Raw genomic sequence first — 14944 nt, forward strand, 5'->3', positions numbered from 1 at the left:
GGCACCTTGGCGGCGCAGCGGCGTTGACCCTGCCCGATCCCCGGATGAGGACCGAGCCCGCATGCATCCATCCCGACGTGCGTTCCTGGCCGGTGCCGGCCTGGCTCCCCTGATCGTGCCGCTGCTGCAGCGCGCCACGTCCCCGGCCCATGCGGAGGAGGGCGGTCTCATCCGCCGCGCCATCCCGTCCTCCGGCGAGATGCTCCCCGCCATGGGGATCGGTACGTCACGCCGCTACGAGGTCGAGCCGATTCCCGAAAAGATCGCGCCCCTGCGCGAGGCGGTGCAGCGGTTCGTGGCGCTCGGCGGCTCGGTCATCGACACGGCGCCGAGCTACGGCACGGCCGAGGACGTCCTCGGCCAGATCCTGTCCCAGGACGGTCTGCGCGAGAAGGTGTTCCTCTGCAGCAAGGTCGGGACACCGGGCCGCGAGGCCGGCGCGGTCGAGATCGCACGCTCCTTCCGCCGCATGGCGACCGACAGGATCGACCTCGTGGCGGTCCACAACCTCAGCGATACGGCAATGAACCTCGCCACGTTGCGTGAGCTCAAGGCCGAAAAGAAGATCCGCTACATCGGCGTCACGGTCTGGCGAGACAGCCAGTTCGCGGATCTCGAGGCGGTGATGCGGCGCGAGACGATGGATTTCATCCAGGTCAATTACGCCCTCGACGACCGCCGCGCCGCCGAGCGCATCCTGCCGCTGGCGAAAGAGCGCGGCATGGCGGTGATGGTGAACGTGCCCTTCGGGCGCGACCGCCTGTTCAAGGCCGTGCAGGGACGCGACCTGCCGCCCTGGACGGCGGAGTTCGACTGCGCGAGCTGGCCGCAATTCTTCCTGAAATACGTCCTCGCCCACGAGGCCGTCACCTGCCCGATCCCCGGCATGGCCAAGGCGGCTTATGTCGAGGACAATCTCGGCGCGGCCCGCGGCCGGTTGCCCGATGCCGCCCAGCGAACCCGAATGGAGGCCTATGTCGACGCGCTCTGATGTCCTCAACCGCCGTGCCGTCATCGCTCTTGTAGGCGGCTTTCTCGCCGCTTCGAGCCTGCTGGCATCACCCTGTCCCGCCTCGGCCCAGGCTGCACCGCAGCCGGTCCGCATCGGCATCGTCGGGGCCGGCAATATCGGCGGCACGATCGGTGGCCTCTGGGCCAAGGCCGGCCACGAGGTGATGCTGTCGTCGCGCCACCCGGAGGAGCTGAAGGGCCTCGTCGAGGAACTCGGGCCGAAGGCGAGGGCGGGCAGCCCGGCCGAGGCCATCGCGTTCGGCGACGTCATCCTCATCGCGGTGCCCTACAAGGCTTATCCGCAGCTGGCGCAGGACCATGCCGCCGCGCTCAAGGGCAAGGTGGTGATCGATGCCGGCAACGCGACCCAGGCCCGTGACGGCGAAGTCTATGGTGAGGTCCAGGCCAACGGCATCGCGGCGGTCTCGGCCAAATATCTGAACGGGGCGAAGGTCGTCCGGGCCTTCAACGCGGCCAATTACAAGGTCTTCGCCAAGAACGCCCATCGCCAAGGCGGACGCATGGCAATCCCCATCGCCGGCGACGATCCCGCGGCGCTCGCGATCGCTTCCCAACTCGTAAAGGATGCGGGCTTCGATCCGGTGGAGGTCGGGCCGCTGGCCAAGGCGGACAGCTTCGCCATGGGCTCCCCCGGCTTCGGCCTCGACCTGAATGCGGAGGAATCGCGGGCGCGCTTCGGGGTCACCCGTTGAGCGACGGGCCAGGGCTGGCAAAGCCGCTGACCGCCGGTAGCGGTGGCTACGTCCCGCCCTGGCTGCGGCGGCTCATCGACGTACAGGCGGAGGAGGTGCCGGCCCTTGCATGGTCCTGGGCCTACATCTTCTCGATCCTGGCGGCCTATTACGTCCTCCGGCCGATCCGCGACCAGATGGGTGTCGCCGGCGGGATCGAGAACCTGCCCTGGTTGTTCACCGGCACCCTCGTGGGCATGCTGGCGCTGAACGTCCCCTTCGCCTGGCTCGTAAAGACATTGCCACGCGCCCGGTTCGTGCCGCTGACCTATCGGTTCTTCGCCGCCAACATCCTGCTCTTCGCCGGGGCGCTCTATTTCGCCGGGCCGGAGGGCGACATCTGGATCGGCCGGGCCTTCTTCGTCTGGCTCTCGATCTTCAACCTGTTCGTGGTCTCGGTGTTCTGGGCCACCATCGTCGATGTGTTCTCCACCGAGCAGGGCAAGCGCCTGTTCGGCTTCATCGCCGCCGGCGCGACTCTCGGGGCGATCGCCGGATCGGCGACGACGGCGATCCTCGCCCGCGACGTGCCGACCTGGGCGCTCCTCATCGGCGCGGCCCTGCTCCTCGAGGTGGCGGTGTTCAGCATGCGCGGCCTCGCGCGCTTGTCCGACCGCCTGAACCGGGCTCCCGTCACGGGCGACGCCGCCCCGTCGGAGGCCATCGGCGGCAGTGCCTTCGCGGGCATCACCCGCACGTTCCAGTCGCCCTACCTGCTCAATATTGGGCTGTTCCTACTGCTGTTCTCGGTGACCTCGACCTTCCTGTATTTCGAGCAGGCCGGCATCGCCAAGCGCAGCTTCCCCGATCGCGGCTCGCAGACGGCATTCTTCGCCAGCGTCGATCTGCTGGTGAACCTGCTCACTCTCGGCGTGCAATTCTTCCTCACCGGCCGGATCGTGCGGCGCATCGGGGTCGGCCCCGCCCTCGCGCTTCTGCCGGCGGCCAGCATCCTGGGATTCGCGGCGCTCGCCCTCTCTCCCACGATCACGGCCATCGTGGCGTTCCAGGTTTTCCGGCGGGCCGGCAACTTCGCCATCGCCCGGCCGATCCGCGAGGTGCTGTTCACGGTGGTCCCGCGTGAGGACCGCTACAAGGCGAAGAACTTCATCGACACCGTGGTCTACCGCACCGGCGACCAGATCGGCGCATGGTCCTTCGCGGGGATCGCGGCCCTCGGCCTCGGTTCGACGGCCGTGGCGGTCACGGCTGTGCCACTCTCGGCAGCCTGGCTCCTGAACAGCCTCTGGCTCGGCCGTCGGCAGGAAGCGAGGCGGGTCGCGATGGAAGAAGTGGAAGGCTCCGACAAGGATCGGGCGACCGGGCCGTCGCGCGACCGCTGACATCGACATTCGAGGAGCCGTTATGTCCGCAGGCAAGCCAGCCGTCCTGTTCGTGTGCCTGGGCAACATCTGTCGTTCGCCCCTGGCGGAGGCGGCGTTCCGCGTCGAGGCCGAGCGGGCGGGTCTCGACGCGGAGGTCGATTCGGCCGGCACCGGCGGCTGGCATGCGGGCGAACCGCCCGACCCGCGTGCCCTGGCCGTCGCCCGGCGCAACGGCGTCGATATGTCCGGCTACCGTGCGCGTCAGGTCGAGCCGGCGGATTTTGCCCGTTTCAGCCACATCGTCGCCCTCGATGGCGACAATCTCGCCGTGCTGCGCAGGCTTCGACCGAAAGAGGGCGCCGCATTGTCGCTTCTCCTCGACCATGTGCCCGGGCGCAGGGGCGAGGCGGTCGCCGACCCCTATTACGGCGCGGAGGCGGGGTTCGACGCCACCTGGGCCGACGTGACCCTGGGCGCCCGTCACCTCGTGCGCGCGCTCACGGCATGATGCCACTGGCAGAGCGTGGAGCGGCGCTGCTCGGGCGCCGTCTCGTGCGGGTCGAGCCCATGAGCGGCGGCGACCTCTCCGGCCTCGTGCGGATCGTGCTCGACGACGGCAGCGCGGCGATCGTCAAGGATGGACCCGATCCACTGGCGGAAGCCGGGATGCTCTGCGCGATCCGCGCCGCCGGAATTCCCGCGCCGGAGGTGTTCGCGGCCGATGCCCGGACCCTCGTGATCGAGCCCCTGCCGGCCCGCGGCGGCAACGCGGATGCGGATCTCGGCCACGTGGTGGCGCGCCTCCATGCCGTGACCGGCGACAATTACGGCTGGACCCGTGATTACGCCTTCGGGACGGTGCGGATCGACAATCGCCGGAGCGAGAATTGGCCCGACTTCTGGAGCGAGCACCGGCTGCTCTGCCACGCTCTTCATCTCGACCCCACGCTCAGGCGAAGGATCGAGGCCCTGGCGAGGGCGCTCCCCGAGCGTCTTCCGGCCCGTCCGCGTCCGTCCCTGCTGCATGGCGACCTGTGGAGCGGCAACGTCCTGATCGACGGCGACCGCGTCTCCGGGCTCATCGACCCCGCCTGCTACCACGGCCATGCCGAAGTGGACCTCGCGATGCTGTCGCTGTTCGGTGCGCCCGGCCCGGCCTTCCGGGAGGCGTATGGTGCGGCCGAATCGGGCATGCCCGAGCGTCGGGCGATCTATCAGTTGTGGCCGGCGCTGGTGCATCTGCGCCTGTTCGGATTGGGTTACCGCTCCATGGTCGAGACGCTGCTCGACGCCACCGGCTGCTGAAACCTCCGCCCATTCCAGCAGGCGAAGCGGAGCCGTCTTCCGTCGACCGGACCACGCCTCGAACCTTGCGTTTTGAGGGCCGATCCACGACAACCCGGCAAGCTTCGGCGCTGGCGTCCGGCCCCTTCCGAATATCCGGATGAGGCGGAGGGGCGCCTACGGTCGATGCGACGAGGGAAGACGAAACCCATGCTCGATTACGCGCAGGCGCGACGCCTCATGGTGGATTGTCAGTTGCGGACTTTCGATGTCAACGACATCCCCGTCCTCGACGCTTTCGAAGCCGTGCCGCGCGAGCGCTTCGTGCCGCAGGGCCGTGAGGACTTCGCCTATATCGACCAATCCCTCCGCATCACCGGACAGGATCCGGCGACATCGGATCGCGCCGTCCCGGCCCCGATGATCCTGGCCCGCATGATCCAGGCGCTGCAGCTCACGCCGGGTCAGGTCGCCCTCGATGTCGCCACCGGCTACGGTTACGCCGCCGCCATCATGCGGCAGCTCGGCGTGCGGGTCGTCGCCCTCGAATCCGACGAGACCCTCGCCGCCGAGGCCGAGAGCCGCCTGTCGGGCACGGACGGTATTGAGATCGTTCACGGTCCTTTGCAGGAGGGGGCGGCGAAGTCGGGGCCGTTCGACGCGATCCTCGTGAACGGCCGCGTCGAGACGAGGCCTCAATCCCTCCTCGATCAGTTGAAGGATGGCGGACGCCTCGTCTGCGTGATGGGTCGCGACAGGGCCGCGAAGGCCACCCTGTTCATCAGGACCGGGGATGCTTTCGGAGCGCGGCCGCTCTTCGACGCCTCGCTTCCGGCCCTCTCGGCGTTCAGCGCGGATTCGCATTTTTCGTTCTAGCCGCGGGAGCAGGTGTCGCTTTTATGCGGCACTGCGCCATCAATCTCGCGCCTAATCCCTCTCCGCCGATGCCCTGAAGCACAACCTCCGCTAAGCTGACCTGTGAGGCGGGCAATCCGGATGGCACCCTAGGCGCTATGGCTGTGACGAACAGCCGACCGGTTCATCGAGAAACCGCAAGGGCAGATGGACGTGAGACAACGCAAACTTGCGAAAAGCTTCCGGCTACGGCTGGGTGGCTTCGCCGCGCTGACGCTCGCCGCCGCCTCTCCGGCCGTGGCCGAGACGCTGGATAGCGCGCTGGCCCGTGCCTATGGCGCCAACCCGGCGCTGAACGCCTCGCGTGCGGGATTGCGCGCTACCGATGAGAACGTCGCGCAGGCCAAGTCCGGCTACCGCCCCACCGTGAGTCTCGACGCCGATATCGGCCTCACCCAGAGTCAGGGCCGTGTGAGCGGCATCTCTCTCAATCAGGTGACGAAGCCCGGCGGCGCCGGGCTGACGATCAACCAGACCCTGTTCAACGGCTTTCAGACCGACAACCAGACCCGTCGGGCCCAGTCGGACGTGCTCGGCACGCGCGAATCGCTGCGCGCCACCGAGATGACGACCCTGTTCAACGCCGCCCAGATCTACATGTCGGTCCTCAGCGACACGGCGACCCTGGAACTGCGCCGCAACAACGTCGAGGTGCTCGAGGAGCAGCTGCGCCAGACCCGCGACCGCTTCAATGTCGGCGAGGTCACCCGGACCGACGTCGCCCAGGCCGAGGCCCGTCTCGCCGGCGCGCGCTCCGACGTCAGCGGCGCGGAGGCGAACCTGCGCGCCAGCATCGGCACGTACCGGCGCATCATCGGCGTCGAGCCGCGGCAGCTGGCGCCGGGACGTCCCCTCGACCGGTTCGTGCCGCCGAACCTCGACAACGCCATTTCCATCGGCCTGAAAGAGCACCCGCAGATCATGTCCTCGCTTCATGCGGTGGATGTGGCCGAAGCGCAGGTGAAGATTTTCGAAGGCGCGCTCTATCCGACCGCCGCCCTGCAGGGCAGCGTCCAGCAGCGTTACGATACGCAGTTCCCGGGCGATAACGGCGTGACCGCCTCCATCGTCGGCCGCATCTCGGTCCCGCTCTACGAGGGCGGCCAGACCTATTCGCAGATCCGCCAGGCCAAGGAACTGGTGGGTCAGGCGCGGATCAACGTCGAGGATATCCGCGACCAGGTCCGGTCGGCCATCGTCACGGCCTGGGGTCGTCTCGAAGCAGCGAAGGCCCAGGTCATCGCATCGCAGGCCCAGGTGCAGGCCAACGAAGTGGCGCTGAACGGCGTGCGCGAGGAGGCCCGTGTCGGCCAGCGCACCACGCTCGACGTGCTGAACGCTCAGCAGGAACTGCTGAACTCACGCGTGAACCTCATTCTCGCCCAGCGCGACCGCGTGGTGAATTCCTACGGCGTGGTCCAGGCGGTGGGCCGCCTCACCGTGCGCTTCACGTCGATCCCGGTGGTGGCTTACAGCCCGAAGGAGCATTTCGACCAGATCAAGGATCTCTGGTACGGCGTGCGTACGCCTGACGGACGCTGAGGGTCGCGAGGAACTCGCAGGGCGCCGGTGTTATCCTGTGCCTTGCGCCCTGCCGGTCCTTGTTTCCGGCGCCCGTGGTGAAATACTCAGAGTGATCGAAATACTTCTTTAACCATGTGACCCGAGCGTCGTCCGGATGAGTGCAGCGAGCCCCAAGACGCCGGAAAAGGGCCAGGAACCCTCCATGGAGGAGATCCTGGCGTCCATTCGCCGGATCATCGCCGACGACCAGAACGCCAAGGCGGAGGTGGTCTCGCCGGTTCGCTCCACTCCGCCGCTGCCGGAGAACGACGACGTGCTCGACCTCGCCGAGGTCGCGCAGCCCCGCAAGCCCCAGCCCGCCCCCATGGAGGAACCGGAGATCGACTTCGCCGAGAGCGGGCAGATCGACTTCGACTCGATTTCCTTCGACGACGACGAGCCCGAACCGGAGCCCCTGCCGCCACCGGTGGTACGTCAGCCCGAGCCGCCCCGTGCCGCCCCCCGCCAGGAACCGGTGGAGGCCCCGCGCGAGAGCCTGAAGCAGCGCCTCGTTTCCGACCTGACCGATGCCAGCGTCGGCCATGCGTTCCAGCTTCTTGCCGGTACGAGGGTGAGCCAGAATGCCCGGACCATCGAGGACATGGTGCAGGACATGCTGCGGCCGATGCTGCAATCCTGGCTCGACGACAACCTGCCGGGCATGGTCGAACGCCTCGTCCGCGCCGAGATCGAGCGCGTGGCGCGGGGCCGCTGACCGCCCTCCGATGTTGACGCGGAGGACGTGACGGGGTGAAAGCGGGCCAACACGCGGTCTGACGGCCGCCTCGCACGAACTGGCCCGACGCAAGCCCATGATGGACAAGACCTTCGATCCCGCCGCCGTCGAGGCGCGCATCGCGTCCGCCTGGGAGGCGGGTGACGCATTCAAGGCCGGACGGCCGGAGCGCGCGGGCGCCAAGCCCTTCACCATGGTGATCCCGCCGCCGAACGTCACCGGCAGCCTGCATATGGGCCACGCGCTCAACAATACGCTGCAGGACATCCTCTGCCGCTTCGAACGCATGCGCGGGCGCGACGTGCTGTGGCAGCCGGGCACGGACCATGCCGGCATCGCGACCCAGATGGTGGTGGAGCGCCGCCTCGCCGAGGCGAAGCAGCCGGGCCGGCGGGAGCTCGGCCGCGAGGCCTTCGTCGAGAAGGTCTGGGCCTGGAAGGCCGAATCCGGCGGGGCCATCGTCAACCAGCTGAAGCGGCTGGGCGCCTCCTGCGACTGGTCGCGCGAGCGCTTCACCATGGGCCTGTCCGGCCAGCCCGACGACCAGATGGTCCGTGCCGTCACTAAGACCTTCGTCGATCTCCACGCCCAGGGGCTGATCTACCGCGACAAGCGCCTCGTGAACTGGGATCCGAAGTTCCAGACCGCGATCTCGGATCTCGAAGTCCTGCAGGTCGAGGTGAAGGGCCATCTCTGGCACTTCGATTATCCCATCGTCGATGAGGCAGGCGCCGAGACCGGCGAGGTCATCACCGTGGCCACCACCCGCCCCGAGACCATGCTCGGCGACACGGCGGTCGCGGTCCATCCCGACGACGAGCGCTACACCCATCTCGTCGGCAAGCATGTGCGCCTGCCGCTGGTCGGCCGTCTGATCCCCATCGTCGCCGACACCTATTCGGACCCGGAGAAGGGCACTGGCGCCGTCAAGATCACCCCCGCGCACGACTTCAACGATTTCGAGGTGGGCAAGCGGGCCGGCTGCACGCCGATTAACATCCTGGATCCGGAAGCGCGCATAACCCTCGACGGAAACGCGGCTTTCCTGAAGGACGCGAACCCCGAGCCCGAGGCTCTGGCTTTGCACGGCCTCGACCGGTTCGAGGCGCGGAAGCGTGTCGTGGAGTTGATGGAGGCGCGCGAGCGCCTGCGGCTCACCGAGCCCAACACCCATGCGGTCCCGCATGGCGACCGCTCGAACGTGGTCATCGAGCCCTACCTCACCGACCAATGGTACGTGAACGTGAAGCCTCTGGCCGAGCGTGCGCTGCAGGCCGTGCGCGATGGGAAAACCCGTTTCGTTCCGGAGAATTACGAGCGGACCTTCTTCCAGTGGCTTGAGAATATCGAGCCCTGGTGCATCTCGCGCCAGCTCTGGTGGGGCCACCAAATCCCGGTCTGGTACGATGACGAGGGCGGCATCTTCGTGGCCTCCAGCGAGACGGAAGCCTTGGAGCAGGCGACGGCCAAGCACGGCCGCGCCGTGGCCCTGCGTCGCGACGAGGATGTCCTCGACACGTGGTTCTCCTCCGCCCTGTGGCCGTTCTCGACGCTCGGCTGGCCCGACGCGACGCCGGAGCTCGACCGCTACTATCCGACCAACACCCTGGTCACCGGCAAGGACATCATCTTCTTCTGGGTCGCCCGGATGATGATGCTCGGCCTCCACGTCACCGACAGGGTGCCGTTCGATACGGTCTATCTCCACACCCTGGTGCGCGACGCCTCGGGCGCCAAGATGTCGAAGTCGAAGGGCAATGTCGTCGATCCGCTCGGCCTCATCGACCAGTACGGCGCCGATGCCCTCCGCTTCACCCTGGCCGCCATGGCCGCGCAGGGCAGGGACATCAAGCTCGCGGTGAACCGTGTCGAAGGCTACCGCAACTTCGCGACCAAGCTCTGGAACGCCTCGCGCTTCGCCGAGATGAACGGCTGCGTGCTCCGCGCCGATTACCGCCCGGAAGCCGCCACCGAGACCCTGAACCGCTGGGCGCTGGGCGAGGCCGCGCGCGCCGTGGCCGAGGTGTCGACGGCGCTCGACGCCTACCGCTTCAACGACGCGGCGGCGGCCGCCTACCGCTTCGTCTGGAATATTTTTTGTGATTGGTATCTCGAACTCGCCAAGCCGGTGCTTCAGGGCGAGAGCGTCGATGCCGGCCTCAAGGCCGAGACGCAGGCCACGGTGGCGTTCCTGATCGACCAGATCGCCAAGCTGCTGCACCCGTTCATGCCGTTCCTCACAGAGGAACTCTGGGCGATCAAGGGCGAGGGCATCGCCGAGCGTGGGCTCCTGGCGCTGGCGCCGTGGCCCGACCTGTCGGGGCTGGCGGATGCTCGGGCCGAAGCCGAGATCGGCTGGGTGGTGGACCTCGTCTCCGAGATCCGCTCCGCCCGTTCGGAGACCAACGTGCCGGCCGGTGCCCAGATTCCCCTGGTCATCGTCGGCGCCGACGAGGCCCTGCTGGCGCGGGCAGCGCAGTGGCAGGACACGCTCCTGCGCCTCGCCCGCCTGTCGGAGATTTCCTTCGCCGAGACCGCGCCGAAGAACGCGGTCCAGCTGCTGGTGCGCGGCTCGGTGGCGGCGCTGCCCCTGGAGGGCATCGTCGACCTCAAGGCCGAGGTCGCCCGCCTGAACAAGGAGGCGGTGAAGGCGGCCTCCGAGATCGGAAAGATCGAGGCCAAGCTCGGCAATGCCGACTTCCTCGCCCGCGCGCCCGACGAGGTGGTGGACGAGCAGCGCGAGCGCCGCGACGCGGAAGCCGCACGTCTGGAGAAGATCCGGGAAGCCCTGGCGCGGTTGTCCGACGCGTGATCCTGCGCAGGCTGGGCCAGGGCCTCGCCGGCCTGTTGGCCCTCCTCGTCCTCGCCGCGATCGTCACGGCGAGGTCCGGCGACCCGGCGCTCTATCCCGCTCCGGACGACGACTCACAAAACATCGAACTCGTCAGCCACGGCTGGCATTCGGGGCTGGTGATCCCACGCGAGGCCCTCACCGGGGAGGGCGCCGGCACGGCTTTGCGGAGCATCGCCACGCGCTTTCGGGCCTATCCGGGGATCGAGTTCGGCTGGGGCGAGGCCCGCTTCTACCGGGCGACGCCGACACTGGCTCAGTTCGACCTGCGCCTCGCCCTCGAAGCCCTGTTCACCCCCGGTGGACGCGAGGGCGTCGTCCAGGTGGTGGGTCTCGAAGACGATACCCGCACGAGCTTCCCGCATTCGGATATCGTCCCCATCCGGGTCTCGAAGGCCGGCCTCGCCCGTCTGCTCGCCCGCCTCGACGCCAGCTTCCGCCTCGCCGACAACGTCCCCATCGAGGGCGGTCCCGGCCTCTACGGGCCGAGCCTGTTCTACGAAGGGCAGGGCCGCTTCAGCGCCACCAACGTCTGCAACCACTGGGCCGCCCGCCTCCTCCACGCCGCCGGCCTGCCGATCACGCCCGTCCTCGACACGCACCCGGCGGGATTGCTGCTGGATCTGAGATGGCGGGCGGGGGTGAGGGCGCTCCCGGCTCCCAACCTGTCCAAACCGTAATCTCGGCGACACGGCCGGGTCAGGCTGAGGTCTCTACATGGAGGGTCATGGCCCCGCTCAGCGGGGACACGACCTTTCCGGAGAGACCTGTCCATGACGTCGTCCACCTCTCGCCTGCGCCGCAACGCCCTCGCCTCCGTCGCCGCCATCGCCATCGCTGCGACGGGAGCCGCGGGCATCAGCCTGACTCAGCCCTCCACCCCGGCCTATGCCCAGGCCCTGTCCAAGAACCCCATCGACGTGCCGGACCATCCGCCCGGCTCCTTCGCCAGCGTGGTCGACAAGGTGAAGCCCGGCGTGGTCGCCGTGAAGGTGAAGCTCGACGACAGCGCCGGCATGGACGACGACGACGGCCCCGGGCAGGGCCAGGGCCAGCAGGTTCCGCCGCAGCTGCGCGAGTTCTTCAAGCGCTTCGGCCAGGGCGGCCCGGGGCAGGGCCAGGGCTTCGGCGGCCCGTCGCCCAAGCGCCAGGGCCAGCGTGGCGCCATGGGTTCGGGCTTCATCATCTCGGCCGATGGCTACGTCGTCACCAACAATCACGTGGTCGACAAGGCCAAGACCGTGCAGGTCACGCTCGACGACAACCGCACCCTCGACGCCAAGGTCATCGGCAAGGACCCCAAGACCGATCTGGCGCTGCTCAAAATCACCGAAGGCGGCACCTTCCCCTACGTCTCGCTGGGCAAGACCGCGCCCCGCGTCGGCGATTGGGTGGTGGCCATCGGCAACCCGTTCGGCCTCGGCGGTACGGTCACCGCCGGCATCGTCTCGGCCCGTGGCCGCGATATCGGCGCCGGCCCCTATGACGACTTCCTGCAGATCGACGCGCCGATCAACAAGGGCAATTCCGGCGGCCCGACCTTCAATGTCGGCGGCGAAGTGGTGGGCGTGAACACCGCCATCGCCTCCCCCTCGGGCGGCAGCGTGGGTCTCGCTTTCGCCATCCCGGCGGAGACCGTGCAGGCGGTGGTCGACCAGCTCCGGGCGGACGGTAAGGTGGCCCGCGGCTATCTCGGCGTGCAGGTCCAGCCGGTGACGAAGGACATCGCCGACGGCCTCGGCCTCGACAAGGCCAAGGGCGCCCTCGTCGACCATGCCGAACCCGGCACCCCGGCGGCCAAGGCCGGCCTCAAATCCGGCGACGTGATCGAATCGGTCAATGGCGCGCCGGTAAACGATGCCCGCGAATTGTCCCGCCGCATCGCCGGCCTGAAGCCCGGCGCCAAGGTGGAGCTCGCCTATCTGCGCGGCGGCAAGTCCGACACCGCCACGGTGGAGCTCGGCGCCCTGCCGAACGACCCGAAGGCAGGCAACGACAACCGCAGCAGCTCGTCGAGCGACGGCCAGCCGCGCCTCGGCCTCAGCCTCGCCCCGGCCTCGCAGGTCGGTGCCGGTGATGAGGGCGTCGCGGTGATGGATGTCGATCCCGATGGTCCGGCCGCCGCCAAGGGCATCGAGCAGGGAGACATTATCCTCGATGTGGCCGGCTCCAGCGTCTCGAAGCCCTCGGAGATCGCCGAGCGCATCAAGGCGGCCGAGGCTAGTGGCCGCAAGGCGGTGCTGATGCGGGTCAAGAGCACCAAGGGCGTGACCCGCTTCGTCGCCGTGGCCCTCAACAAGGCCGGCTGAACACTCAGCCGGGGGCGCGATGAGCCCCCGGCCTCTTCGCAGACGAGGTCTCGACCAGAGCCGGCCCGTTCCTTCGGGCCGGCTCTTCGCGTGACTGTCCCCTCAGCCGACAGGACCGAATCTTGCCTCGGTCACGAAGGTGCCTTCGCGCACGCCGATGCCGGATCCTGTCGCAATCCAGAGACATGACGAAGCGAAGCTACGGGTCTGCTGTTGCGAACATGGAAGGGGGGAGAATCCGATGCCTGTTCTGAAGCGGATCCTGGTGGCTGGCCTGCCCCTCGTCGCTCTCTCCTCGACGATCGCTCCGACAGGGCCTGCCCATGCCAAGTCGGTGGCGGCGAAGCCGGTCTGGGCCACGGGCACCTTCGTTTTTGCGGATCTCTGCACGACGCCCGAAAGTGGCGAGCGGGCAGGGCGGCGGATCACGCTCAAGCGTTCTCCTACCGGCAACGTGCTGGTTTACGAAACCCCATTCCAATCGGCGCAGGCCGAGAGCCTCACCCTCGATGACGACACCAAGGGCTTGTCGTTCCTGGTCGGTGGCGAACGAGGCCATGTCGCCTTCCACGGAACCCTGGCAACGGATGCGCTGGTGGGCACGGTGGAAGACGAGACCGGCGCCTATCCGTTGCGACTGCGCCGGGTCCTTCGCTCGCACGCCCACGAGCCCTGTCCCGCCGATGTCACGGGATCGATCGGAACGCGACGCTGAGATCGTTGGGCTCGAGCGGCGGCCTGCTTTAGGATCGGGCCCATGAAAGCCCGATCCTTCTCATTCATCGCCTGCCTCCTGACCACCATCGCCTTGTCCTCGACACCGGATCCGGCGACAGCGGGCGATTCCTGCGATCGACTCACCGCACGGATGATCCGGGCCACCGGCGCGTCTCTGGCCGGGCGCGAGGCGTCTCTCGCCGTGTTCCGCGCCGAGGATGCCGATCGCATGAGCCTCGATTGCCGGGCGCCGGCGCGGATGGCGTTCGGGTCACGGGATCAGGCGCCGGCCGGAGCCTTTTTCGTCCTGATCGGCCTGGCGGCGGAAGGGCTGGTGGGTGCGAAGGCCGGCAAGGTCGAGACCCTGGCCCGCACCCTCCATCGGGAGTCTCGCCTCACGGGGATGCCGCAGGCGGGACAGGCGGGGAATGCGGCCGTGCGATGCGAGACGAGCGGGCAGGGGCTCGCCGATACCCTCGGCCTGGGCGGCCCGGCGCCCGATCTCACGCGCTGCATGCTCACCCGGCATCGTCGGACGATCCTTCGCCGTCGCGCCGGCCTTTTCGACAGGGCTCAGGCGGGCTAGACCGGGCGCCATGTCCGAACCCGCTCGCTCACCCGCCGGTCCCGTCGTGATGGCGGGGTCCACCGCCTTCGCCAACCACCTGCCCTTCGCGCTCATTGCCGGCCCATGCCAGCTCGAGAGCCGCGACCACGCCATCGAAATTGCCGACGCGCTCAAGGGCATGACCGACCGTCTCGGGATCGGCCTCGTCTTCAAGGGCTCGTTCGACAAGGCCAACCGGACCTCCGGCTCCACCGCGCGCGGCCTTGGCCTTGCCGGGGCAATGCCGATCTTCGCCGACATCAAGGAAAGGTTCGGTCTCCCGGTCCTCACCGACGTCCACGAAGCATCGCAATGCGCGCCGGCGGCGGAGATCATCGACGTCCTCCAGATCCCGGCGTTCCTGTGCCGGCAGACCGACCTGCTCCTGGCGGCCGCCGCCACGGGCCGCGTGGTGAACGTGAAGAAGGGCCAGTTCCTCGCCCCCTGGGACATGGCCCACGTTGCCGCCAAGGTCACGAAGGCCGGTAATCCCAACGTGCTGGTCACCGAACGGGGAGCCTCGTTCGGCTACAACACCCTCGTTTCCGACATGCGCAGCCTGCCGATCATGGCCCAGGTGACGCACGGTGCGCCGGTGGTGTTCGACGCGACCCATTCGGTGCAGCAGCCGGGCGGGCAGGGCGCCACCTCCGGTGGGCAGCGCGAGTTCGTGGCGGTGCTGGCCCGTGCCGCCGTGGCGGTGGGGGTCGCCGGCCTGTTCATCGAGACCCATCCCGATCCGGACCATGCCCCGTCGGACGGTCCCAACATGGTCCCTCTCCGGGCGATGCCGGCGTTACTGGAGACCCTGCAGGCTTTCGATCGCTTGGCAAAGTCGAGCGGCTGACCGAGTCACGCCCCTCGGAATCTTTCG

Annotated in this window: 14 protein-coding genes; all 14 read left to right on the top strand. The window is 68.4% G+C overall.

The genetic code is table 11. The features are described from left to right. Nucleotides 1–61 precede the first annotated feature (61 nt). The 14 genes from ACYQR9_RS15855 (at nucleotide 62) to kdsA (ending at nucleotide 14917) form a co-directional block, all read left to right on the top strand. Nucleotides 62–991: an aldo/keto reductase gene (locus ACYQR9_RS15855; RefSeq protein WP_461227244.1), complete on the top strand. Its 930-nt coding sequence runs from the start codon at nucleotides 62–64 to the stop codon at nucleotides 989–991. Beyond that, a complete protein-coding gene (locus ACYQR9_RS15860; RefSeq protein ID WP_207412507.1) occupies nucleotides 975–1724 on the top strand; it encodes an NADPH-dependent F420 reductase in 750 nt (249 codons plus the stop codon). Before ACYQR9_RS15855 ends, ACYQR9_RS15860 begins: the two co-directional genes overlap by 17 nt. 14 nt (nucleotides 1725–1738) lie before the next feature. Continuing rightward, entirely contained in the window at nucleotides 1739–3106 is a 1368-nt protein-coding gene (locus ACYQR9_RS15865; RefSeq protein ID WP_461229819.1) for an NTP/NDP exchange transporter, read from the top strand. 22 nt (nucleotides 3107–3128) lie between these two features. Continuing rightward, nucleotides 3129–3596, top strand: a complete 468-nt coding sequence (locus ACYQR9_RS15870) for a low molecular weight protein-tyrosine-phosphatase (RefSeq protein WP_461227246.1) — start codon at nucleotides 3129–3131, stop codon at nucleotides 3594–3596. Next, nucleotides 3593–4393, top strand: coding sequence for a fructosamine kinase family protein (locus tag ACYQR9_RS15875; RefSeq protein WP_461227248.1), 801 nt, complete (start codon nucleotides 3593–3595; stop codon nucleotides 4391–4393). The genes ACYQR9_RS15870 and ACYQR9_RS15875 overlap by 4 nt, the downstream gene beginning before the upstream one ends. 189 nt (nucleotides 4394–4582) lie before the next feature. Beyond that, entirely contained in the window at nucleotides 4583–5248 is a 666-nt protein-coding gene (locus ACYQR9_RS15880; protein WP_461227250.1) for a protein-L-isoaspartate O-methyltransferase family protein, read from the top strand. A 186-nt stretch (nucleotides 5249–5434) separates the two neighbouring features. After that, on the top strand, nucleotides 5435–6829 hold the full coding sequence (locus ACYQR9_RS15885; RefSeq protein ID WP_056434067.1) for a TolC family outer membrane protein: 1395 nt from the start codon (nucleotides 5435–5437) through the stop codon (nucleotides 6827–6829). Nucleotides 6830–7013: 184 nt separating this feature from the next. Then, nucleotides 7014–7565, top strand: a complete 552-nt coding sequence (locus ACYQR9_RS15890; RefSeq protein WP_056434069.1) for a PopZ family protein — start codon at nucleotides 7014–7016, stop codon at nucleotides 7563–7565. 97 nt (nucleotides 7566–7662) lie between these two features. Beyond that, the gene (locus ACYQR9_RS15895; protein ID WP_461227252.1) at nucleotides 7663–10398 is read left to right on the top strand and encodes a valine--tRNA ligase; all 2736 of its coding nucleotides are present in this window, start codon (nucleotides 7663–7665) and stop codon (nucleotides 10396–10398) included. Beyond that, nucleotides 10395–11117: a DUF2459 domain-containing protein gene (locus ACYQR9_RS15900; protein WP_207414220.1), complete on the top strand. Its 723-nt coding sequence runs from the start codon at nucleotides 10395–10397 to the stop codon at nucleotides 11115–11117. The genes ACYQR9_RS15895 and ACYQR9_RS15900 overlap by 4 nt, the downstream gene beginning before the upstream one ends. A 93-nt stretch (nucleotides 11118–11210) precedes the next feature. Further along, complete coding sequence (locus tag ACYQR9_RS15905) at nucleotides 11211–12746, top strand: Do family serine endopeptidase (protein WP_056434075.1); 1536 nt, start codon at nucleotides 11211–11213, stop codon at nucleotides 12744–12746. 241 nt (nucleotides 12747–12987) lie between these two features. Beyond that, a complete protein-coding gene (locus ACYQR9_RS15910) occupies nucleotides 12988–13461 on the top strand; it encodes a hypothetical protein (protein ID WP_056434077.1) in 474 nt (157 codons plus the stop codon). A 42-nt stretch (nucleotides 13462–13503) separates the two neighbouring features. Then, on the top strand, nucleotides 13504–14049 hold the full coding sequence (locus ACYQR9_RS15915) for a hypothetical protein (protein WP_461227254.1): 546 nt from the start codon (nucleotides 13504–13506) through the stop codon (nucleotides 14047–14049). A gap of 10 nt (nucleotides 14050–14059) precedes the next feature. After that, nucleotides 14060–14917 carry a 3-deoxy-8-phosphooctulonate synthase gene (gene kdsA, locus ACYQR9_RS15920; RefSeq protein ID WP_461227256.1) on the top strand — a complete coding sequence of 286 codons (858 nt, stop codon included), beginning with the start codon at nucleotides 14060–14062 and terminating at the stop codon, nucleotides 14915–14917. The last annotated feature ends 27 nt before the right edge of the window (nucleotides 14918–14944 follow it).

The organism is Methylobacterium sp. CM6241 (genome assembly GCF_054817845.1).